This window comes from Bordetella ansorpii, from assembly GCF_900078315.1.
Lineage (GTDB): Bacteria > Pseudomonadota > Gammaproteobacteria > Burkholderiales > Burkholderiaceae_B > Bordetella > Bordetella ansorpii.
In genome coordinates, this window is the sequence record NZ_FKBS01000014.1 from 1,421,430 (window position 1) to 1,440,736 (window position 19,307).

The 19,307-nt window shown below is 66.7% G+C and carries 19 protein-coding genes; 16 read left to right on the top strand and 3 right to left on the bottom strand.

What is annotated here, in order from left to right; genetic code table 11:
• Window positions 1-3 precede the first annotated feature (3 nt).
• The 16 genes from nuoG to A7W11_RS14285 all read left to right on the top strand — a co-directional run bounded on the left by nuoG (window position 4) and on the right by A7W11_RS14285 (window position 16,623).
• Window positions 4-2,331: an NADH-quinone oxidoreductase subunit NuoG gene (gene nuoG, locus A7W11_RS14210; RefSeq protein ID WP_066413383.1), complete on the top strand. Its 2,328-nt coding sequence runs from the start codon at window positions 4-6 to the stop codon at window positions 2,329-2,331.
• Window positions 2,331-3,404, top strand: coding sequence for an NADH-quinone oxidoreductase subunit NuoH (gene nuoH, locus A7W11_RS14215; protein ID WP_066413386.1), 1,074 nt, complete (start codon window positions 2,331-2,333; stop codon window positions 3,402-3,404). The genes nuoG and nuoH overlap by 1 nt, the downstream gene beginning before the upstream one ends.
• 22 nt (window positions 3,405-3,426) lie before the next feature.
• Complete coding sequence (nuoI, locus tag A7W11_RS14220) at window positions 3,427-3,915, top strand: NADH-quinone oxidoreductase subunit NuoI (protein ID WP_066132752.1); 489 nt, start codon at window positions 3,427-3,429, stop codon at window positions 3,913-3,915.
• Window positions 3,916-3,933: 18 nt separating this feature from the next.
• Window positions 3,934-4,581, top strand: coding sequence for an NADH-quinone oxidoreductase subunit J (locus A7W11_RS14225; RefSeq protein WP_066413388.1), 648 nt, complete (start codon window positions 3,934-3,936; stop codon window positions 4,579-4,581).
• Window positions 4,578-4,886: an NADH-quinone oxidoreductase subunit NuoK gene (gene nuoK / locus A7W11_RS14230; protein ID WP_066132746.1), complete on the top strand. Its 309-nt coding sequence runs from the start codon at window positions 4,578-4,580 to the stop codon at window positions 4,884-4,886. The genes A7W11_RS14225 and nuoK overlap by 4 nt, the downstream gene beginning before the upstream one ends.
• A gap of 17 nt (window positions 4,887-4,903) precedes the next feature.
• The gene (gene nuoL / locus A7W11_RS14235; protein WP_066413390.1) at window positions 4,904-6,958 is read left to right on the top strand and encodes an NADH-quinone oxidoreductase subunit L; all 2,055 of its coding nucleotides are present in this window, start codon (window positions 4,904-4,906) and stop codon (window positions 6,956-6,958) included.
• A complete protein-coding gene (locus A7W11_RS14240; RefSeq protein ID WP_066413393.1) occupies window positions 6,955-8,457 on the top strand; it encodes an NADH-quinone oxidoreductase subunit M in 1,503 nt (500 codons plus the stop codon). Before nuoL ends, A7W11_RS14240 begins: the two co-directional genes overlap by 4 nt.
• 10 nt (window positions 8,458-8,467) lie before the next feature.
• Window positions 8,468-9,952, top strand: a complete 1,485-nt coding sequence (gene nuoN, locus A7W11_RS14245; RefSeq protein WP_066413397.1) for an NADH-quinone oxidoreductase subunit NuoN — start codon at window positions 8,468-8,470, stop codon at window positions 9,950-9,952.
• 13 nt (window positions 9,953-9,965) lie between these two features.
• Complete coding sequence (locus tag A7W11_RS14250; protein ID WP_066413408.1) at window positions 9,966-10,295, top strand: DUF2818 family protein; 330 nt, start codon at window positions 9,966-9,968, stop codon at window positions 10,293-10,295.
• A 207-nt stretch (window positions 10,296-10,502) separates the two neighbouring features.
• Window positions 10,503-11,132 carry a GntR family transcriptional regulator gene (locus A7W11_RS14255; RefSeq protein ID WP_066413410.1) on the top strand — a complete coding sequence of 210 codons (630 nt, stop codon included), beginning with the start codon at window positions 10,503-10,505 and terminating at the stop codon, window positions 11,130-11,132.
• Window positions 11,133-11,184: 52 nt separating this feature from the next.
• Window positions 11,185-12,165 carry a tripartite tricarboxylate transporter substrate binding protein gene (locus A7W11_RS14260; RefSeq protein WP_066413412.1) on the top strand — a complete coding sequence of 327 codons (981 nt, stop codon included), beginning with the start codon at window positions 11,185-11,187 and terminating at the stop codon, window positions 12,163-12,165.
• Between the two features lie 26 nt (window positions 12,166-12,191).
• Window positions 12,192-13,199, top strand: a complete 1,008-nt coding sequence (locus A7W11_RS14265; RefSeq protein WP_066413414.1) for a Bug family tripartite tricarboxylate transporter substrate binding protein — start codon at window positions 12,192-12,194, stop codon at window positions 13,197-13,199.
• A gap of 40 nt (window positions 13,200-13,239) precedes the next feature.
• Window positions 13,240-14,301 carry an isocitrate/isopropylmalate dehydrogenase family protein gene (locus A7W11_RS14270; RefSeq protein ID WP_066413416.1) on the top strand — a complete coding sequence of 354 codons (1,062 nt, stop codon included), beginning with the start codon at window positions 13,240-13,242 and terminating at the stop codon, window positions 14,299-14,301.
• A gap of 2 nt (window positions 14,302-14,303) precedes the next feature.
• Window positions 14,304-15,215: an amidohydrolase family protein gene (locus tag A7W11_RS14275; protein ID WP_082887230.1), complete on the top strand. Its 912-nt coding sequence runs from the start codon at window positions 14,304-14,306 to the stop codon at window positions 15,213-15,215.
• 163 nt (window positions 15,216-15,378) lie between these two features.
• Window positions 15,379-16,110: an SDR family NAD(P)-dependent oxidoreductase gene (locus tag A7W11_RS14280; protein WP_066413418.1), complete on the top strand. Its 732-nt coding sequence runs from the start codon at window positions 15,379-15,381 to the stop codon at window positions 16,108-16,110.
• A gap of 48 nt (window positions 16,111-16,158) precedes the next feature.
• Window positions 16,159-16,623 carry a RidA family protein gene (locus A7W11_RS14285; RefSeq protein WP_066413422.1) on the top strand — a complete coding sequence of 155 codons (465 nt, stop codon included), beginning with the start codon at window positions 16,159-16,161 and terminating at the stop codon, window positions 16,621-16,623.
• On the opposite strand, the gene A7W11_RS14290 is transcribed toward A7W11_RS14285, so the two are convergent.
• The 3 genes from A7W11_RS14290 to A7W11_RS14300 all read right to left on the bottom strand — a co-directional run bounded on the left by A7W11_RS14290 (window position 16,610) and on the right by A7W11_RS14300 (window position 19,213).
• Window positions 16,610-17,524: a LysR family transcriptional regulator gene (locus A7W11_RS14290; protein WP_066413424.1), complete on the bottom strand. Its 915-nt coding sequence runs from the start codon at window positions 17,522-17,524 to the stop codon at window positions 16,610-16,612. The two genes, A7W11_RS14285 and A7W11_RS14290, sit on opposite strands and share 14 nt — an antisense overlap.
• A 58-nt stretch (window positions 17,525-17,582) precedes the next feature.
• On the bottom strand, window positions 17,583-18,455 hold the full coding sequence (locus A7W11_RS14295; protein ID WP_066413426.1) for an alpha/beta fold hydrolase: 873 nt from the start codon (window positions 18,453-18,455) through the stop codon (window positions 17,583-17,585).
• 188 nt (window positions 18,456-18,643) lie between these two features.
• The gene (locus A7W11_RS14300; protein ID WP_218188592.1) at window positions 18,644-19,213 is read right to left on the bottom strand and encodes a CGNR zinc finger domain-containing protein; all 570 of its coding nucleotides are present in this window, start codon (window positions 19,211-19,213) and stop codon (window positions 18,644-18,646) included.
• Window positions 19,214-19,307 lie beyond the last annotated feature (94 nt).

Sequence of the window (19,307 nt, forward strand, 5' to 3'; positions counted from 1 at the left end):
GCAATGGTTGAACTAACCGTCGACGGCAACAAGGTCGAAGTCCCCGAGGGCAGCATGGTGATGCATGCGGCCCAGAAGATCGGGCTCTACGTGCCGCATTTCTGCTACCACAAGAAGCTTTCCATCGCGGCCAACTGCCGCATGTGCCTGGTCGAAGTCGAGAAGGCGCCCAAGACCCTGCCGGCTTGCGCCACGCCCGTGACCAACGGCATGGTGGTGCACACCTGCTCGGAAAAGGCCCGCGCCGCGCAAAAGTCGGTCATGGAATTCCTGCTGATCAATCACCCGCTGGATTGCCCGATCTGTGATCAGGGCGGCGAGTGCCAGTTGCAGGATCTCGCCGTCGGCTACGGTGGCTCTTCTTCCCGTTATCAGGAAGAGAAGCGCGTGGTGTTCCACAAGGACCTGGGCCCGCTGGTGTCGGCCGAGGAAATGTCGCGCTGCATCCACTGCACCCGCTGTGTGCGCTTCGGCCAGGAAATCGCCGGCGTCATGGAACTGGGCATGCTGGGCCGCGGCGAACACTCCGAGATCACCACCTTCGTGGGCCGCACGATCGAGTCCGAGCTGTCGGGCAACATGATCGACATCTGCCCGGTCGGCGCGCTGACCTCCAAGCCGTTCCGCTACAGCGCCCGCACCTGGGAACTGGCGCGCCGCCGCTCGGTCAGCCCGCACGACAGCGTGGGCGCCAACCTGGTCGTCCAGGTCAAGGGCGACCGCGTGCTGCGCGTGGTGCCGTTCGAGAACGAAGCCGTCAACGAATGCTGGATCAGCGACCGCGACCGTTTCTCGTACGAAGGCCTGAACAGCGAAGACCGCCTGGCCGCCCCGATGATCAAGGGCGCCGATGGCAAGTGGCAGGAAGCCTCCTGGTCGGATGCCCTGCAGGCCGTGGCCCAGGGCCTGTCGCGCGTGCGTGACAGCTTCGGCGCCGGCCAGATCGGCGCGCTGGCGTCCGAGTACGCCACCACCGAAGAATATGCGTTGCTGGGCCGCCTGGTGCGCGCCCTGGGGTCCGAGAACATCGACTTCCGCCTGCGCCAGACCGACCCGGCCTTCGACGCCGCCCTGTCGGGCGCGCCGTGGCTGGGCATGCCGATCGCCGAGATCGACAACCTGGACCGCGTGCTGGTCGTCGGCTCGTTCCTGCGCAAGGATCACCCCCTGATCGCCCAGCGCTTGCGCCAGGCCGCCAAGCGCGGCACGCAGATCTCGCTGATCGACGGTTCCGCCGACAACCAGTTGCTGCCGGTCACCGCCCGCGTCACCGTGGCGCCGTCCGAGATGGCCGCCGCGCTGGCCGAAGTGGTCGTCGCGCTGGCGCAAGCCAAGGAACAGCCGGTCGCCGCCGAGTTCGCCTCGGTCGTGCCGGGTGAAAACGCCAAGCTCATCGCGGCCAGCCTCGCTTCGGGCGCCAACACCGCCGTGCTGCTGGGCAACCTGGCCGTGTCGTCGCCCGTGGCCGCCACGCTGGCCGCCAACGGCAACGCGCTGGCCGCGCTGGCCGGCGGCAAGTTCGGCTTCCTGACCGCCGGCGGCAACACGGTCGGCGGCTACCTGGCCGGCGCCGTGCCGGGGCAGGGCGGCAAGACCGCCGCCGCCATGCTGGCCGAGCCGCTGAAGGCCTACGTCGTGCTGCACGCCGAACCCCTGCTGGACGCCGACAACGGCCCGCAGGCGCTGGCCGCGCTGCGCGGCGCGCAATTCGCCGTGGCGCTCACGCCGTACCGCTCCAGCGCGCAGGACTGGGCCGACGTCATGTTGCCCGTCTCGCCGTTCACCGAAACCTCGGGCACCTACGTCAACGCGCAGGGCGCCGCCCAGAGCTTCAAGGGCACGGTCACGCCGTTCGGCCAGACCCGTCCGGGCTGGAAGGTGCTGCGCGTGCTGGGCAACGTGCTGCAACTGCCGGGCTTCGACGACGAAACCTCCGAATCGGTGCGCGACACCGTGCTGGCCGGCGGCTTCGAGAACCGCCTGTCCAACGCCGTCAAGGCCGCGCCCGGCCTGGGCAAGCGCCTGACTGGCCTCGAGCGCCTGGCCGACGTGCCGATCTATCGTTCCGACGCCATCGTGCGCCGTTCCGAACCGCTGCAGGCCGCGCCGGCCTCGCGCGCGCCGGGCGCCCGCATGAACGGCCAGACCCTGGCGCAACTGGGCCTGACGGCCGGCGTCAAGGTGCGCGTGTCCACCCCGGCCGGTGCGGTCGAGCTGGAAACGGTGCAGGACGATGCCGTGGCCGATCGCGCGGTGCGCATCGCCGCGGCCTGGGAACAGACCGTCGCCCTGGGCGGCGCCTTCGGTGAAATCAGCGTGGAGCGTGCCTGATGAATTGGCTCAACGTAATCGAAAGCCAAGGCGAAGCGCTGCTGGGCGCAACGCCGTGGCTGGTGATCTGGACCATCATCAAGATCGTCGTGATCGCGGTGCCCATCATCCTGTGCGTGGCGTACCTCACGTACTGGGAGCGCAAGATGATCGGCTGGATGCACGTCCGCCTGGGACCGACCCGCGTCGGTTTCAAGGGCCTGCTGCAGCCGTTCGCCGACGTGTTCAAGCTGCTGACCAAGGAAGTGGTGGTTCCGTCCGAGGCCAACAAGGTGCTGTTCGTCGTGGCCCCGGTCGTCACGCTGATGCCGGCGCTGGCCGCCTGGGCGGTGGTGCCGTTCGGTCCTGAAGTGGTGCTGGCCAACGTCAACGCCGGCCTGCTGTACGTCATGGCCATCACGTCCATCGGCGTGTATGGCGTGATCGTGGCCGGCTGGGCGTCGAACTCCAAGTATGCCTTCCTGGGCGCGCTGCGCGCCTCGGCGCAGATGGTGTCGTACGAACTGGCCATCGGTTTCGTGCTGGTCACGGTGCTGCTGGTGTCGGGCAGCCTCAACATGAACGAGATCGTGCAGGGGCAGGGCCGCGGCTGGTTCGCCGAGCACGGCATCACCTTCATGTCCTGGAACTGGCTGCCGCTGCTGCCGCTGTTCGTGATCTACGTGATCTCGGCCGTCGCCGAAACCAACCGCCACCCGTTCGACGTGGTGGAGGGCGAATCGGAAATCGTGGCCGGCCACATGGTCGAGTACTCGGGCATGGCCTTCGCGCTGTTCTTCCTGGGCGAATACGCCAACATGATCCTGCTGTCCTGCATGGCGTCGATCATGTTCCTCGGCGGCTGGATGTCCCCGATCGACATCGCGCCGCTGACGTGGATTCCGGGTTGGATCTGGCTGGGCATCAAGACCTTCTTCGTGGTGTCTCTGTTCGTGTGGTTCCGCGCATCGTTCCCGCGCTACCGCTACGACCAGATCATGCGACTGGGTTGGAAGATCTTCATCCCGCTGACCGGCGTGTGGCTGGTCGTCGTGGCGATCTGGATGCAGACGCCCTGGAACATTTGGCGCTGAGGCGCCGGGTCGAGGCAGGATTATGGAAGCGATCAAAGACTTTTTCGGCAGCCTGCTGCTGTCCGAGCTCCTGAAGGGCATGCGCCTGACGGGCAAGTATTTCTTCAAGCGCAAGATCACGCTGCGCTACCCGATGGAGAAAACGCCGACTTCGCCGCGATTCCGTGGCCTGCACGCACTGCGCCGCTACCCCAACGGGGAAGAGCGCTGCATCGCGTGCAAGCTGTGCGAAGCGGTATGCCCGGCGCTGGCCATCACCATCGAATCGGACGTGCGCGATGACGGCACCCGCCGCACCACGCGCTACGACATCGATCTGACCAAGTGCATTTTCTGCGGCTTCTGCGAGGAAAGCTGTCCCGTGGACTCGATCGTGGAAACCCATATCCACGAATACCACGGTGAAAAGCGCGGCGACCTGTACTTCACCAAGGACATGCTGCTGGCCGTCGGTGACCGCTACGAATCCGAAATCGCCCAGCGCCGCGCCGAAGACGCGCCTTACCGTTGATCGCCAGGGCCTGATTCCATGACTTTCACTTCTGTCCTGTTCTACATCCTGGCCGCAGTCCTGGTGATCGCCGCGTTCCGCGTCATCACCGCCCGCAGCCCGGTTACCGCCGTGATGCACCTGATCCTGGCCTTCGCCAATGCCGCGATGATCTGGATGCTGCTGGGCGCCGAGTTCCTGGCGCTGCTGCTGGTGCTGGTCTACGTCGGCGCCGTGATGGTGCTGTTCCTGTTCGTGGTGATGATGCTCGACATCCGTGTCGACCACCTGCGCCGAGGCCTGAAGACGTATCTGCCGATGGGCCTGATCGTCGGCGGCATCATGGTGCTGGAGATGGCCTTCGTGCTGGGCACCACCTGGCACGGCGCCGGTCCGCAGGCCGCGACCGCCCCGGATTACAACAATGCCCGCGCGCTGGGCGAGATCATGTACACGCAATATGTGTACGCGGTCGAAGTCGGCGCCGCGCTGCTGCTGGTGGGCATGATCGCCGCGATCGCGCTGACCCTGCGCGGCCGCCGCGACGTCAAGTACAACGATCCTGCCGCTGCCGTCCGCGTCCGCGCCAAGGACCGCTTCCGCATGGTGAAGATGCAGCCCCAGCGCGAACGCGCTCCTGAGGCAGCTGCCGCGACCGACGCCGCGGCTCAAGGAGAAAAGCAATGACGTTGACGCTGGCCCACTTCCTGATCCTGGGGGCGATCCTGTTCGCCATCGGCATCTTCGGCATCTTCCTGAACCGCCGCAACCTGATCATCCTGCTGATGTCCGTCGAGCTGATGCTGCTGGCCGTCAACATGAACTTCGTGGCGTTCTCCACGTGGTCCGGCGACGCCGCCGGCCAGGTGTTCGTGTTCTTCATCCTGACCGTGGCGGCCGCCGAGGCCGCCATCGGCCTGGCGATCCTGGTGCTGCTGTTCCGCAACCTGAGCACGATCAACGTCGAAGACCTCGATCGCCTGAAGGGCTGATGGGATAACGGAAGAAAATGTCTACCACTGCCTCCCCCAATCTCTACCTGCTGATCGCGCTGGCCCCCCTGGCCGGCGCCATCCTCGCGGGCCTGTTCGGCACCGGCTTCCTGGGCCGCCCGATCGGCCGCCGTGGTGCCCACATCATCACGATCCTGGGCGTGCTCATCTCGGCCATCGGCTCGGTGGTCGTCCTGGGCGACGTGCTCAACGGCCTGCGTTTCGACGGCAACGTCTACACCTGGAGCCTGATCGGCAAGACCGAGCTGTCCATCGGCTTCCTGATCGACCCGCTGTCGGCCATGATGATGGTCGTGGTCACGTCCGTGTCGCTGATGGTGCACATCTACACCATCGGCTACATGGCCGATGATCCCGGCTACCAGCGCTTCTTCGCGTACATCTCGCTGTTCACGTTCTCGATGCTGATGCTGGTCATGTCCAACAACATGGTCCAGCTGTTCTTTGGCTGGGAGGCGGTCGGCCTGGTGTCCTACCTGCTGATCGGCTTCTGGTACACGCGTCCGACAGCGATCTTCGCCAACATGAAGGCGTTCCTGATCAACCGCGTGGGCGACTTCGGTTTCGTGCTGGGCATCGGCCTGCTGTTCGCGGCGGTCGGCTCCATGCACTACGGCGACGTGTTCGGCCAGGCCACGCGCCTGGCGGGCGAAACGATGCCGGGCACCGACTGGAACCTGGTCACCGTCGCCTGCATCTGCCTGTTCATCGGCGCCATGGGCAAGTCGGCCCAGGTTCCGCTGCACGCCTGGCTGCCCGACTCGATGGAAGGCCCCACGCCGATCTCGGCGCTGATCCACGCCGCCACCATGGTGACGGCCGGCATCTTCATGGTGGCCCGCTTCTCGCCGCTGTTCGAACTGTCGGACACCGCGTTGTCGTTCGTCATCGTGATCGGCGCCATCGGCGCGCTGTTCCTGGGCATCCTGGGCATCATCCAGAACGACATCAAGCGCGTGGTCGCGTACTCCACGCTGTCGCAGCTGGGCTACATGACCGTCGCGCTGGGCGCCTCGGCCTACTCGGTGGCGATCTTCCACCTGATGACCCACGCGTTCTTCAAGGCGCTGCTGTTCCTGGGCGCGGGTTCGGTCATCATGGGCATGCACCACGACCAGGACATCCGCAACATGGGCGGCCTGCGCAAGTACATGCCCATCACCTGGATCACCTTCCTGCTGGGCACGCTGGCGCTGGTCGGCACCCCGTTCTTCTCGGGCTTCTACTCGAAGGAACACATCATCGAAGCGGCCGGCGCCGCCGACGTGTGGGGCGCGGGCTTCGCCTACTACGCCACGCTGATCGGCGTGTTCGTCACCTCGCTGTATTCGTTCCGCCTGTACTTCCTGGTCTTCCACGGCAAGGAGCGCTTCTCGACCGACGGCCATGGCCACGATGCGCACGGCCATGACGGCCATGCCGCCCACGGCCACGACGATCACGCGCACGACGACCACGGCCATCACGGCGGTACGCCGCACGAGTCGCCCTGGGTGGTCACGCTGCCGCTCTTGCTGCTGGCGATCCCGTCGGTCATCATCGGCGCCTGGGTGGTCGATCCGATGCTGTTCGGCAAGTTCTTCGACGGCGTCATCACCGTGCTGCCGCAGCATCCCGCGATGCACGAACTGCACGAAGAATGGCACGGCTGGGTGGCCTTCGGCACGCACGCCTTCGTCACCGTGCCGTTCTGGCTGGTGGTGGCGGGCGCCGTGGTGGCCTGGTACTGCTACCTTGTCAACCCGAAGGTGCCGGCCAAGATCCATGCCAGCCTGTCGGGCGTGATCCGCATCCTCGAGAACAAGTACTTCATCGATTGGATCAACGAGCAGATCATCGCCCGCGGCGCACGCTGCCTGGGCCGCGGCCTGTGGCAGACCGGTGATCGCGGCCTGATCGACGGCGTGCTGGTCAACGGCTCCGCGCGTGTCGTCGGCTGGGTGGCCGCGGTCAGCCGCCACCTGCAGTCCGGCTTCATCTATCACTACGCGTTCGCAATGATCATCGGCATCATGGCGCTGGTGACTTTCTTTGTGCTGATTCCCCAATGATGGCAAGCGACATGGCATCCAACAACTTTCCCTGGCTTACGCTTGCGATCTTCGTTCCGATCGTATTCGGTCTGCTGGTGCTGGCGCTGGGTCGCGACGAGAATCCGGGCCTGGCGCGCAAGCTGTCGCTGGCCGGCGCCGTGCTCGGATTCCTGGTCACCATCCCGCTGTACACCGGTTTCGACAACACCACCCCGGCGATGCAATTCGTCGAGATGGCCCCCTGGATCTCGACGTTCAACGTCAACTACCACCTGGGCGTGGACGGCATCTCGCTGTGGTTCGTGCTGCTGACCGCCTTCATCACCATCATCGTGGTGGTGGCGGGCTGGGAGGTCATCACCAAGCGCGTGGCGCAGTACATGGCGGCGTTCCTGATCCTGTCTGGCCTGATGGTCGGCGTGTTCGCGGCGCTGGACGGCCTGCTGTTCTACGTGTTCTTCGAGGCCACGCTGATCCCGATGTACATCATCGTGGGGGTGTGGGGCGGTCCCAACCGAGTCTACGCAGCGTTCAAGTTCTTCCTGTACACGCTGATGGGTTCGCTGCTGACTCTGATCGCGTTCATCTACCTGTGGCACGCCTCGGGTGGCTCGTTCGACATCCTGACCTGGCACCAGACCAAGCTGGGCTACACACCGCAGGTGCTGATCTTCGTGGCGTTGCTGGCGGCCTTCGCGGTGAAGGTGCCGATGTGGCCGGTGCACACCTGGCTGCCCGACGCCCACGTCGAGGCGCCCACCGGCGGTTCGGTGGTGCTGGCCGCGATCATGCTGAAGCTGGGCGCCTATGGCTTCCTGCGCTTCTCGCTGCCGATCGCGCCCGACGCCTCGCACAGCCTGGCCGGCCTGATGATCACGCTGTCGCTGATCGCGGTGATCTACATCGGCCTGGTGGCGATCGTCCAGGAAGACATGAAGAAGCTGGTGGCGTATTCGTCCGTGGCGCACATGGGCTTCGTCACCCTGGGCTTCTTCATCTTCAATACGGCCGGCATCGAAGGCGCTATCGTCCAGATGGTCTCGCACGGCTTCGTGTCGGGCGCCATGTTCCTGTGCATCGGCGTGCTGTACGACCGCATGCACTCGCGCCGCATCGCCGACTACGGCGGCGTGGTGAACGTGATGCCGCGCTTCGTCACCTTCTTCGTGCTGTTCTCGATGGCCAACAGCGGCCTGCCGGCCACCAGCGGTTTCGTCGGCGAGTTCATGGTCATCATGGGCGCGGTCGAGCACAACTTCTGGATCGGCCTCCTGGCCGCCACCGCCCTGATCCTGGGCGCGTCGTACTCGCTGTGGATGGTCAAGCGCGTGGCCTTTGGCGACATCGCCAACGACCACGTCCGCGAACTGACCGACATCAACACCCGCGAGTTCCTGCTTCTCGGCGTCATGGCGATCGCCGTGTTGTACATGGGTATCTATCCCAAGCCCTTCACCGACGTCATGCACGTGTCGGTAGAGGCCCTGCTGCAACACGTGTCCGTCTCGAAACTGTAAGACCTAGACAATGATGCAATCCCACATCGATTTCGCCTTGGCGCTGCCCGAGATCCTGTTGCTGGTCATGGGGCTGGCGGTCCTGATCGCCGACGTCTTCAGCAAGCATCCCGAGCGCAAGACCACCTTCGTCCTGACGCTGCTGTCCCTGGGCGTCCTGACCGTGGTGTCGCTGGTCCAGTGGAACAACGGCGTCGCGGGCAAGACCTTCAACGGCCTGTACGTCACCGACGCCCTGTCGCACCTGCTGAAGATCGCCTCCTACATCGCGGTGGCGGTCACCCTGATCTACGGCCGGCTGTACGCCCAGGCGCGCGACATGATGCGCGGCGGCGAACTGTACGTGCTGACGCTGTTTGCCCTGCTGGGCCAGATGGTGATGATCTCGTCCGGCAACCTGCTGTCGATCTACCTGGGCCTGGAACTGATGTCGCTGGCCCTGTATGCGCTGATCGCGCTGCGCCGCGACGACGCCACGGCCACCGAGGCGGCCATGAAGTACTTCGTGCTGGGCGCGCTGGCTTCGGGCTTCCTGCTGTACGGCATGTCCATGGTGTACGGCGCCACCGGCCACCTGGACCTGGCCGAGGTCGCCGCTACCATCCAGATGGGTAAGGCTGCCCAGATGCCGCTGGTGTTCGGCATCGTGTTCCTGGTCGCCGGCCTGGCGTTCAAGCTGGGCGCCGCGCCGTTCCACATGTGGGTGCCCGACGTCTACCAGGGTTCGCCCACGGCGGTCACGCTGATCCTGGGCGGCGCGCCCAAGCTGGCGGCCTTCGCCATCACGCTGCGCCTGCTGGTCGACGGCATGCACGGCCTGGCGGCCGACTGGCAGCCCATGCTGGCGATCCTGGCGGTGCTGTCGCTGGCCATCGGCAACCTGACGGCCATCGTGCAGACGAACTTCAAGCGCATGCTGGCCTATTCGACCATCTCGCACATGGGCTTCGTGCTGCTGGGCCTGATGTCGGGCGTGGTCGAAGGCAGCCCCAGTGCCGCTGCCGGCGCCTACGGCGCCTCGCTGTTCTACATGCTGACCTACGTGCTGACCACGCTGGCCAGCTTCGGCATCATCCTGTTGATGTCGCGCCAGGGCTTCGAGTGCGAACAGATCGACGACCTGAAGGGCCTGAACCAGCGCAGCCCGTGGCGCGCCTTCATCGTGCTGCTGCTGATGTTCTCGCTGGCCGGCATCCCGCCGCTGGTGGGCTTCCACGCCAAGCTGGCCGTGCTGCAGGCGCTGGTGCAGGCCGGTCACGTCACGCTGGCCGTGGTCGCCGTGGTGTTCTCGCTGATCGGCGCCTTCTACTACCTGCGCGTCGTGAAGGTCGTCTACTTCGACGAGCCTGCTGCCGAAGCCGCTCCCGTCATGGCCTCGTGCGCGCATCGTGGCCTGATGTCGGTCAACGGCCTGCTGATCCTGGTGCTGGGCGTCCTGCCCGGCGGCCTGCTGGCGCTGTGCGTGCAGGCCATCCAGTCGTCGCTGCTGCAGTAGGAAGGGCAGGCGCGTGAATCAGACGCTCGCTGTCTGGCTGTTGATTGCGCTGGCCCTGGTCAGCGCCAATCTGCCGTTCCTGACCGAACGCGTGTTCGCCGTGCTGCCCTGGAAACAGGGCGGTGCGGTCGCCGTCAAGCCGTTCTGGCTGCGCCTGGTCGAAGTGCTGGTGTTCTACCTGATCGTGGGCGCGCTGGGTTTCGCGTTTGAAAGCGCCCTGGGCAACCGCTTCGGGCAGACCTGGGAGTTCTACGCCATCACGCTGTGCCTGTATCTGGTGCTGGGGTATCCGGGATTCGTGTACCGGTATCTGTTCAATCGGAAGCGGGTGGCGGCCGCCTAGGCCCACTCATGCCCTGAACGGGCAGGCATCAACGGCTACTGGCTGACGTCAGTAGCCGTTTTGTTTTTCCGTGGTTGAATGCCGTTTGGGGGTGGACCTTGGGGCTGTTCCGGCTTTTCCGCCACGACGATTTGCGCCCTGTTTTTTTGTATGCAAAAATATACTTAAATACACAATGGCGTTCCAAGCGCTCCGGAGACTGCTTCCATGCCCATCCTGCACGCCAATTCGCAGGCCTTCGTCGCCTACAACGAGATCAAGCGCCGCATCCTGGGCGGCGATTTCGCACCGGGCGCGCGCCTGCGGGAAGTGGAAGTGGCCGAGCTGCTCACCCTGGGACGCACGCCCGTGCGCGAGGCGCTCAAGCGCATCCAGGACGAAGGCCTGCTGCGGCAGGAGCCTGGCCGTGGCCTGGTCGTGGCCGAAATGGATCAGCAGGAAGTCGGCGAGCTCTACGCCATGCGCGAATCGCTGGAGTCCACCGCCGCCTCGCTGGCCGCGCATCACGCCACCGAGGCCGAGATCCTCAACATGGAAGCCATCCTGATGGAGGGCGGCGACGATCCGGTCGCGCAGAACCTGCGCTTTCACGAGGCCATCTACAGCGCGGCGCACAACCGCTATCTGATGCGCCTGCTGCGCACCCTGACCGACACCACTTATCTGCTGGGCCGCAGCACGCTGGCCTCGCCTGTGCGCGCCGCAGCCGCCTTGCGCGAGCACTCGGCCATCGTCGACGCCATCCGCAGGCGAGACCCCGAAGGGGCCGCGAGCGCCGCGCGGCATCACATCCATCAGGCATTGATGGAGCGACTGAAGATGCTGCGACAAGGCTAAGTGCTGACAAGCCCCAATCAAAAAATTCACAAAGCCGTCGAGGAGACAACACATGACCACGCTGAACATCGTGCGCAGGGGCCTGTTGGCCGCCGCCGCCACGGCCGCCCTGGCATTGCCCGCACTGGGCTGGGCGCAGTATCCGGACAAGCCCATCAAGCTGATCGTGCCGTTCGCGGCGGGCGGCGGGACGGACAGCATTGCGCGCGACATGGCGCGTACGCTCGGCGAGCGGCTGAAGCAGCCCGTCGTGGTCGAGAATCGCGGCGGTGGCGGTGGCTCGATCGGCGCGGGCATGGTGGCGCACGCGGATCCCGACGGCTACACGCTGCTATTCGCCACCTCCACCTTCGTGACCAACGCCGCGGCCGAAGTCACCACGCAATACGACGTGGAGAAATCCTTTGCGCCCATCGCGCTGATCGGACGCGGCCCGCTGCTGGTGGTGACCAACAAGGACCTGGGCGCCAACAGCGTGGACGAGCTTCGCAAACTGGCCGCCAGCAAGCCGGGCGAGATCAATTTCTGCTCGGCGGGCGCCGGCAGTATCAATCACCTGTCCGGCGAACTGTTCAAGCAGAAGGCCAAGGTGGACATGACCCACGTGCCGTACAAGGGCAGCGGCCCCGCCACGGTGGATCTGCTGGCGGGCCGCGTGCAGGTGTTCTTCGCCACGGTGCCGACCATCCTGGGACAGGTGAAGGACAAGCGCGTGAAACTGCTGGCCGTGACCAGCAAGGAGCGTTCGCGCCTGTTCCCCGATACGCCGACCATGGCCGAGGCGGGCGTGCCCGATTTCGACATCAGCACGTGGTGGGGCGTGCTGGCGCCGGCCGGCACGCCGCAGGCCGTCATCGACACGCTCAACACAGCCGTGAATGCCGCGGCGGGCGATGAACTGGTGCGCCGCCGGCTGACGGAAGAGGGTGCCGACCTGTATGCCGGCAAGCCCGCCGATTTCGCCCGTACGCTGTCCAGCGAAATGACGCTGTGGCGGGGCGTGGTCAAGCAGTCGGGCTTCAGCCTGAACTGACACCCAGAACATACGGAGACGACATCATGCAGGCATCCGCCTATCCCGACACCGCTCGCCGCCGCCTGCTGCTGGGCGCAAGCGCCGCCGCCGCCGGGACGCTGTTCAGCGGCCTGGCCCGTGCCGAAGACGCCTATCCTTCCCGCGCCGTCACCGTCACGGTGCCTTATGCGCCGGGCGGTCAGGGCGATGTGTTCGCCCGCATCCTGGGCGAACGCCTGGGCAGCAAGCTGAAGCAGACCTTCGTGGTCGAGAACCGTCCGGGCGCTTCGGGCTCGCTGGGCTCCCGCCTGGTGGTGCGCGCCACGCCGGACGGCTATCACCTGCTGATGGGGCAGACTGGCGAAATGGTGGTCAATCCCTTCGTGATGCCCAATCTGGGCTACGACCCGCAGAAGGATTTCATGCCGGTGGCGCTGGTGGGCGATTCGCCGCTTGTGCTGGCGGTGCCGGCTGCGTCGCCTCATGGCGACATCAAGGCGCTGATCGAGGCGGCTCGCGCCAAGCCGGACGCCATCAGCTATGCCTCGTCGGGCACCGCCACGCCGGGCCACCTGGCGGCCGCCGCCATGAGTCTGGCGACCAAGGCACGCATGGTACACGTGCCCTACAAGGGCGCGGGCCAGGCCATGGCCGACCTGCTGGGTTCGCACGTGGACTGCTTCTTCTCCAGCGCGTCCGCCGCCATGCCGCACATCAGTTCGGGCAAGCTGCGCGTGCTGGCGGTGTCCACGCCGCAGCGCGTGCCCGCGTTGCGCGACGTGCCCACGGTGGCCGAAAGCGTGGCGCCGGGCTTCACGTTCAGCCTGTGGGGCGGCTTCTTCGCCCCGGCGCATACGCCGCAGCCGGTGGTGGATCTGCTGAACCGCGAGATCAACGCCATCCTGGCGGACCCGGCGATCCGCCAGCGCTTCGAGGCCGACGGCACGACGGTGCGCCAGAACAGTTCCGCCGAATTCGCTGCCTTCGTGCGCACCGAAGCCGGGAAATACCAGCAACTGGTCAAGGCGACCGGCGTGCGCGCCGAAGGCTGACCCTTTCACTCATTGTCTTTTCATCCTTGAAGGTGCTTCCATGAAAATCGTAGTTCTGCCGGGTGACGGCATCGGCCCTGAAACCGTGGCCGTGGCGGTCGATGCACTGCAGGCCGTGTCCGGCCGCTTCAATCTGGGCCTGCTGCTGGAGCACGACGTGGCCGGCCACGACAGCCTGAAGCGGCATGGCGCCACGGTGACGCCGGCGCTGCTGGACAAAGTGAAGGCCGCCGACGGCCTGCTGCTGGGCCCGATGGCCACCTATGACTTCAAGGACGAGGCAAAGGGCGAGATCAATCCGTCCAAATACTTCCGCAAGAGCCTGGATCTGTACGCCAACATCCGTCCGGCCCGCACCTATCCGGGCATGCAGGCGCGCCTGGGCGAATTCGACCTGGTGGTGGTGCGCGAGAACACCGAGGGCTTCTACGCCGACCGCAACATCGAATCGGGCGGCAGCGAGATGCTGATCACGCCCGACGTCGTCGTGTCGCTGCGCCGCATCACGCGCCAGTGCTGCGAGCGCATCGCGCGCTCGGCCTTCGAGCTGGCCATGACGCGCAAGAAGCACGTGACCATCGTGCACAAGGCCAACGTGCTGAAGATCGGCGACGGCATGTTCATCGACCTGTGCCATCAGGTGGGCAAGGAGTTTCCGGACGTGCGCGTGGACGACGTGATCGTCGACGCCATGATGGCCCACGTGGTGCGCGCGCCGGACCGCTACGACGTGATCGTCACCACCAACATGTTCGGCGACATCCTGTCCGACCTGACCGCCGAACTGTCGGGCAGCCTGGGCCTGGGCGGCTCGCTGAACGCCGGCCGCGACCACGCCATGGGCCAAGCCGCGCATGGTTCGGCGCCGGACATCGCGGGCCAGGACATCGCCAACCCGATCTCGCAGATCCTGTCGGCGGCGATGCTGCTTAACTGGTACGGGCAGCGCCGCGGCCAGCAGAACTTCCTGGACGCCGCGGCGGCCATGCAGGCCGCCATCGCCTCCAGCATCGCGGCGGGCGAGTGCACGCGCGATGTGGGCGGCACGCTGGGCACGCGGGCGGCGGGCGAGGCGTATCTGCGCCACCTGCAGGCGGCCTGAGCATGTCGGCCAGCCAGCAGGACGGGGCCGGCGGCCAGCGGCTGGCGCCGCCAGGCGAGCATGCCTTGCCCGGCGGCGCGTGCGACTGCCACGTGCATGTCGTCGGCCCGCAGCCGGAGTATCCGATGGTGGCCGACCGGCACTACACGCCCGGACCCGCCGGCGGCGATGCGCTGTTGCGGCACCTGGCCGGCCTGGGTCTGGCGCGCGCGGTGATCGTGCAGCCCAGCGTCTACGGCACGGACAACCGCTGCATGCTGGACAGTCTGGCGCGCATGGCGGGTGCGGCGCGGGGCATCGCCGTGGTCGACGAGACCATCGACGATGCCGGCCTGCGTGTCCTGCACGACGGCTGGGTGCGGGGCCTGCGCCTGAACCTGGAAAGCGCGGGCCGCAGCGACCCGGCCGCCATCCGGCGCAGCCTGGGCGCCTGGGCCGAACGCCTGGCGCCGTTGGGCTGGCATCTGCAGATCTATGCCTCGCTGGACGCCATCGCGGCGGCCGCGCCAGCGTTGCGTGGCCTGCCGGTGCCGGTGGTGCTGGACCATTTCGCGATGGTTCCCGCCAGGCTGCCGCACGATGACCCGCGCGTGCAGGCGGTCTTCCAACTGGTGCGCGAGGGAACGGCGTACGTCAAGCTGTCCGCCTCCTACCGGATCGAACCGGCGGACGGCGCGGCCGAGGCTACCCGCGCGCTGGCGCGGGCCTACGCCGGCTGCAATCCCGACAGGGTGCTGTGGGCCAGCGACTGGCCGCACACCAACCGCGAGCCCGGCAAGGATGCGCGGGAGGTCAGCGCCTATCGCGCCATCGCGCGCGAACGGCTGCTGCGCGAGATCGCGGCGTGGTTTCCCGACGCGGACCTGCGCATGCGCGCCCTGGCCGGCAATCCGGCGCGGCTGTACGGTTTCTGATCCGCGGCCCGGCGGCGCGCGCGCCGTCCGGCCAGGCTTGTTCCGCCGCGTATCAAATCATGTTCCACCACGGCCGTTTATCGGGCCGGCTCCGGTCTCTATAGTTCGTCTCACTGTCTGAGCGCGCAGGCATCCGAACCCTCAATAGAACCGGAGTACTGAAATGTCCAAGAAGACTGTTGTGATCACGGGCGCGTCCAGCGGCATCGGCTATGCGCTGGCCCAGGCCTATCTGCGCCGTGGCGATAATGTGGTGGGCAATGCCCGCACGATGGAGCGCCTGCGGCAGGCGGCCGCAGGCCTGGGCCGTCCGTCCGGTTTCCTGCCGGTGGCGGGCGACATCGCCTCGGCGGCGACGGCGCGCGAGATCGTGCGCCAGGCCGTCGATACGTTCGGCAGGATCGATGTGCTGGTCAACAATGCCGGCATCTTCATCCCCAAGCCCATCGCCGAATACACCGACGACGATCTCGACCGCATCATCGACACGAATCTGAAGGGCTTTTTCCACATCACCCAGCAGGCCGTGGCCCACATGGCCTCCCAGGGCGACGGCCACATCGTCAACATCACCGCCAGCATCGCCATGCAGCCGACCGTCCGCGTGCCGGCGCTGCTGCCCGTGCTGATCAAGGGCGGCCTGAACCATGCCACGCAGGCCCTGGCGATCGAGCTGGCCGGCAAGAACATCCGGGTCAATGCCGTGGCGCCGGGCATCATCGAGACGCCGCTGCATGCGCCGGAGACCTTCGGGTTCCTGAAGTCGCTGAATCCCGCGGGCCATATCGGCAAGGTGGAGGACATCGTCGGCGCGGTGACCTACCTGACCGATTCGGCCTTCACCACGGGCGCCATCCTGCCCGTGGACGGCGGCGCGGCCGCGGGGCACTGGTAAACGGATCGCCGGGATGGCTCACGGGCCATCCCGCATTGGGAGAACACGATGTCCGTCGAAGAAAGACTGGCCGCGCTGGGCCTGCGGCTGCCTGCCGCGCCCCGGCCCCTGGGCCGCTACACCGCCGTCAGCCAGGCGGCAGACCTGCTGTTCGTCTCGGGACAGTTGCCGCTGCGCGACGGCGAAGTCGTCTGGCAGGGCGCGGTCGGCAGCGGGCTGACCCTGCAGCAGGGCCGCCAGGCCGCCGAACTGGCCGCATTGAATGTCCTGGCGCAGATTCATGGCTATCTGGGTGGCTTCGAGCGCCTGGACCATATTGTCCGTGTGGAAGGGCACGTCTGCAGCGCGCCCGGTTTCGTGGACCAGCCCGGGGTGCTGGACGGTGCGTCCGAGCTGTTCGCCGCGGTGCTGGGCGACAAGGCGGGCCATGCGCGGGCGGCCTATTCCGCCACGCAGCAGCCGGGCAACGCCGCGGTCGTGCTGGTCGTGATCGCGCAGATCATGCGGGATTGATTCCGCTGGACAGCTTGTCCAGCAGGAAGTCCAGCAGCGCCCGCACCCGCCGTGGCACGTGGCGGGCATGCGGGTACAGCAGCAGGAACGGCCGGGTGCTGCCGCCGTAAGGCGTCAGCACTTCGGCCAGCGTGCCCCGGCGCAGGTCTTCCTCGACCGCGAAGCGGTAGGTCTGGAACAGCCCGGCTCCGGCGCGCGCCAGCGTCACGCCGCCCAGCACATCTTCGGCGGTGCCATACGCACCATGCGTGGCGATGTCCAGCATCCGGCCGTCCTGCCGGAAGGTCCAGGGGATGCGGCGCCCACTGCTGGGGCGCTCGAACTGGATGCACTCGTGCGCGGGCAGGTCTTGCAGCGTGAGCGGCTCGCCGCGCGAGCGCAGGTATTGCGGCGAGGCCACCACCACCAGTTCCGCGTCCTCCAGCTTGCGTGCGACCAGGGCGGAGTCGTCGGGCGCGCGTCCGCGTATCGACAGGTCGTAGGCATCGTCGGAGAAGTCCACATTGCGGTTGCTGATGTGCACATGGACGTCGATCTCGGGATACTGCGCGCGAAACGCCGGAAGAAGGGGCAGCACCCGGTAGTGGGCGTACGGCGTGGGCAGGCTGATGCGCAGGCGTCCCGCCGGGCTGCCGACCTGGCGTTCGGCTTCGACCAACTGCGCGATCGCCGGACGGACCTGTTCGAAGTAGGCGCGGCCCTCGTCGCTCAGCCGGATGTGCCGGGTGCTGCGGATGAACAGCCGGATGCCCAGCCTCGCTTCCAGTCTGGAGACGCTGCGGCTGACCGCCGCCGGCGTCACGCCCGCGGCGTTGGCCGCTGCGGTGAAGCTGTTCAGTTCCGCAGCCAGGCAGAACATCTCGATGCTGCCCAGCTGCAGGTCGTCGAAGTGGCGCGTCATGGCGCGTTCCTGAAAAAAGGCCGCCTGGCGGCGGCCCGTTGCTTGCGATCGGGAGGGTTCAACCGCCCAGCACCTCGATGATGCGCTGGCCGATGTACTGGCCGTGCGTCTCCAGGGCGAAGTGGCCGGTATCCAGCAGTTCGACCACGGCATCCGGATTGTCGCGCTTGTAGGCCTCGGCCCCCGGAGGGATGAAAAACGGATCGTTGCGGCCCCAGATCGCCAGCGTGGGCAGCCGGGCGCTGCGCAAGAACGCCTGGAAGTCGGGATACAGCTTCAGGTTGTTGGCGTAGTCCAGGAACAGGTCGAGCTGGATCTCCTTGTTGCCCGGGCGTTCGAGCAGGGCGGCGTCCAGCGTGTAGCCCTCGGGCGCGACGCTGTCGGGGTCGGCCACGCCATGCACGTACTGCCACTTGGTGCCTTCCAGATGCAGGATGGCGTCGTGGATGACCTGGCGGTTGGCGGGCGTGGGATCGGCCCAGTAGGCCTTGATGGGCGCCCAGGCGTCGCCCAGGCCTTCCAGATAGGCATTGCCGTTCTGCGAGACCAGGCCGGTGACGCGCTCGGGATGCGCCAGCGCCAGGCGCAGGCCCGTGGGGGCGCCGTAGTCGAAGAAATACAGGGCGTAGCGCGTCAGGCCGAGCGCGTCGACGAAGGCTTCCAGCGACTTGGCCAGGTTGTCGAACGTATAGCGGTAACCGCGCTCGGCCGGCACCTCGGTGAAGCCGAAGCCGGGCAGGTCGGGGGCGATGACGCGGAAGCGTCCGGCCAGTTGCGGAATCAGGTTGCGGAACTGGTGGGAAGAGCTGGGATAGCCGTGCAGCAGCAGCAGCACGGGGGCGTTCGCGTCGCCCGCCTCGCGGTAGAAGAAGCGCAGGCCATCGGCCTGCAGGCGGCGGTACTGGACAAGGGTGTCGGCGTGGGCAGTCATGGTGATCTCCGGGTGAGGACGTCGGTGAAAGTGCGACTTCAGGACGGAGTCTAGCTGGCTTTGGTAACCTGATAAAGTGTTTTTTAAAGGTTACGTTGTTTTTGCGCGAAGCCCGCCTGCGCGTGGCCAGGCGCGGATAAAGAAAAAGCCCGGCACGAGGCCGGGCTGCTAGGCGTGTTGCGCGGATATCAGGCCTGGGGATCGGACTCGCGCTTGCGGAAGGCCGCCACTTTGTGGCGGTTGCCGCACAGGGCCATGCTGCACCAGCGCCTGCGGTGCGAGCGGGTACGGTCGTAGAACCATAGCGAGCACGCCTCGCTTTCGCATTTGCGCACCAGGTCGAAATCGCCTTGCGCCAGCAGATCGGCGGCCGCCTCCGCGGCCGGCACCAGCCACTGCTCGGGCGTGCGCGCGTCGTAGCGGCGGACGAGCACCCAGCCGTCGGCGGCCGGTTCGAGCTCCTGGTGGCTGCCGCCCGCGGCCAACGCGCGGTTCAGCGGATTCAGGCGCAGGGGCGCGCCCGCCTTGCGCTGCGCCACCAGCGCGCGCACCGTTTCGCGCAGTCCGCGCGCCGCTTCCAGCAGGCCCTTGGGCGCGCCGCGGTGGGCCGGAGCCAGGCCGGACAGCTCCAGCCAGGCCTGCACGTCGGCGTCGGACTGCCAGCGATCCAGCGGGCCGTCGCCCGACTGCTCCACGGTATTGATCATGTCCAGCGCGGGGTGATCGCCCAGCGTACGGAACTCGGGGGGTGTCTGCATGATGGCCTCCATGCGGCATTGTAACTATCTAGATTTAAAAATAGAAGTTACTGAAAAGCACCGTGCCCCGTCGCGCAAAGTGGCTGGACGCGCA

Excerpts from the sequence above, each read along its gene's own strand:
- nuoG (WP_066413383.1), top strand. The coding sequence starts at position 4 with ATGGTTGAACTAACCGTCGACGGCAACAAGGTCGAAGTCCCCGAGGGC.
- nuoH (WP_066413386.1), top strand. The coding sequence starts at position 2,331 with ATGAATTGGCTCAACGTAATCGAAAGCCAAGGCGAAGCGCTGCTGGGC.
- nuoI (WP_066132752.1), top strand. The coding sequence starts at position 3,427 with ATGGAAGCGATCAAAGACTTTTTCGGCAGCCTGCTGCTGTCCGAGCTC.
- A7W11_RS14225 (WP_066413388.1), top strand. The coding sequence starts at position 3,934 with ATGACTTTCACTTCTGTCCTGTTCTACATCCTGGCCGCAGTCCTGGTG.
- nuoK (WP_066132746.1), top strand. The coding sequence starts at position 4,578 with ATGACGTTGACGCTGGCCCACTTCCTGATCCTGGGGGCGATCCTGTTC.
- nuoL (WP_066413390.1), top strand. The coding sequence starts at position 4,904 with ATGTCTACCACTGCCTCCCCCAATCTCTACCTGCTGATCGCGCTGGCC.
- A7W11_RS14240 (WP_066413393.1), top strand. The coding sequence starts at position 6,955 with ATGATGGCAAGCGACATGGCATCCAACAACTTTCCCTGGCTTACGCTT.
- nuoN (WP_066413397.1), top strand. The coding sequence starts at position 8,468 with ATGATGCAATCCCACATCGATTTCGCCTTGGCGCTGCCCGAGATCCTG.
- A7W11_RS14255 (WP_066413410.1), top strand. The coding sequence starts at position 10,503 with ATGCCCATCCTGCACGCCAATTCGCAGGCCTTCGTCGCCTACAACGAG.
- A7W11_RS14260 (WP_066413412.1), top strand. The coding sequence starts at position 11,185 with ATGACCACGCTGAACATCGTGCGCAGGGGCCTGTTGGCCGCCGCCGCC.
- A7W11_RS14265 (WP_066413414.1), top strand. The coding sequence starts at position 12,192 with ATGCAGGCATCCGCCTATCCCGACACCGCTCGCCGCCGCCTGCTGCTG.
- A7W11_RS14270 (WP_066413416.1), top strand. The coding sequence starts at position 13,240 with ATGAAAATCGTAGTTCTGCCGGGTGACGGCATCGGCCCTGAAACCGTG.
- A7W11_RS14275 (WP_082887230.1), top strand. The coding sequence starts at position 14,304 with ATGTCGGCCAGCCAGCAGGACGGGGCCGGCGGCCAGCGGCTGGCGCCG.
- A7W11_RS14280 (WP_066413418.1), top strand. The coding sequence starts at position 15,379 with ATGTCCAAGAAGACTGTTGTGATCACGGGCGCGTCCAGCGGCATCGGC.
- A7W11_RS14285 (WP_066413422.1), top strand. The coding sequence starts at position 16,159 with ATGTCCGTCGAAGAAAGACTGGCCGCGCTGGGCCTGCGGCTGCCTGCC.
- A7W11_RS14290 (WP_066413424.1), bottom strand. The coding sequence starts at position 17,524 with ATGACGCGCCACTTCGACGACCTGCAGCTGGGCAGCATCGAGATGTTC.
- A7W11_RS14295 (WP_066413426.1), bottom strand. The coding sequence starts at position 18,455 with ATGACTGCCCACGCCGACACCCTTGTCCAGTACCGCCGCCTGCAGGCC.
- A7W11_RS14300 (WP_218188592.1), bottom strand. The coding sequence starts at position 19,213 with ATGCAGACACCCCCCGAGTTCCGTACGCTGGGCGATCACCCCGCGCTG.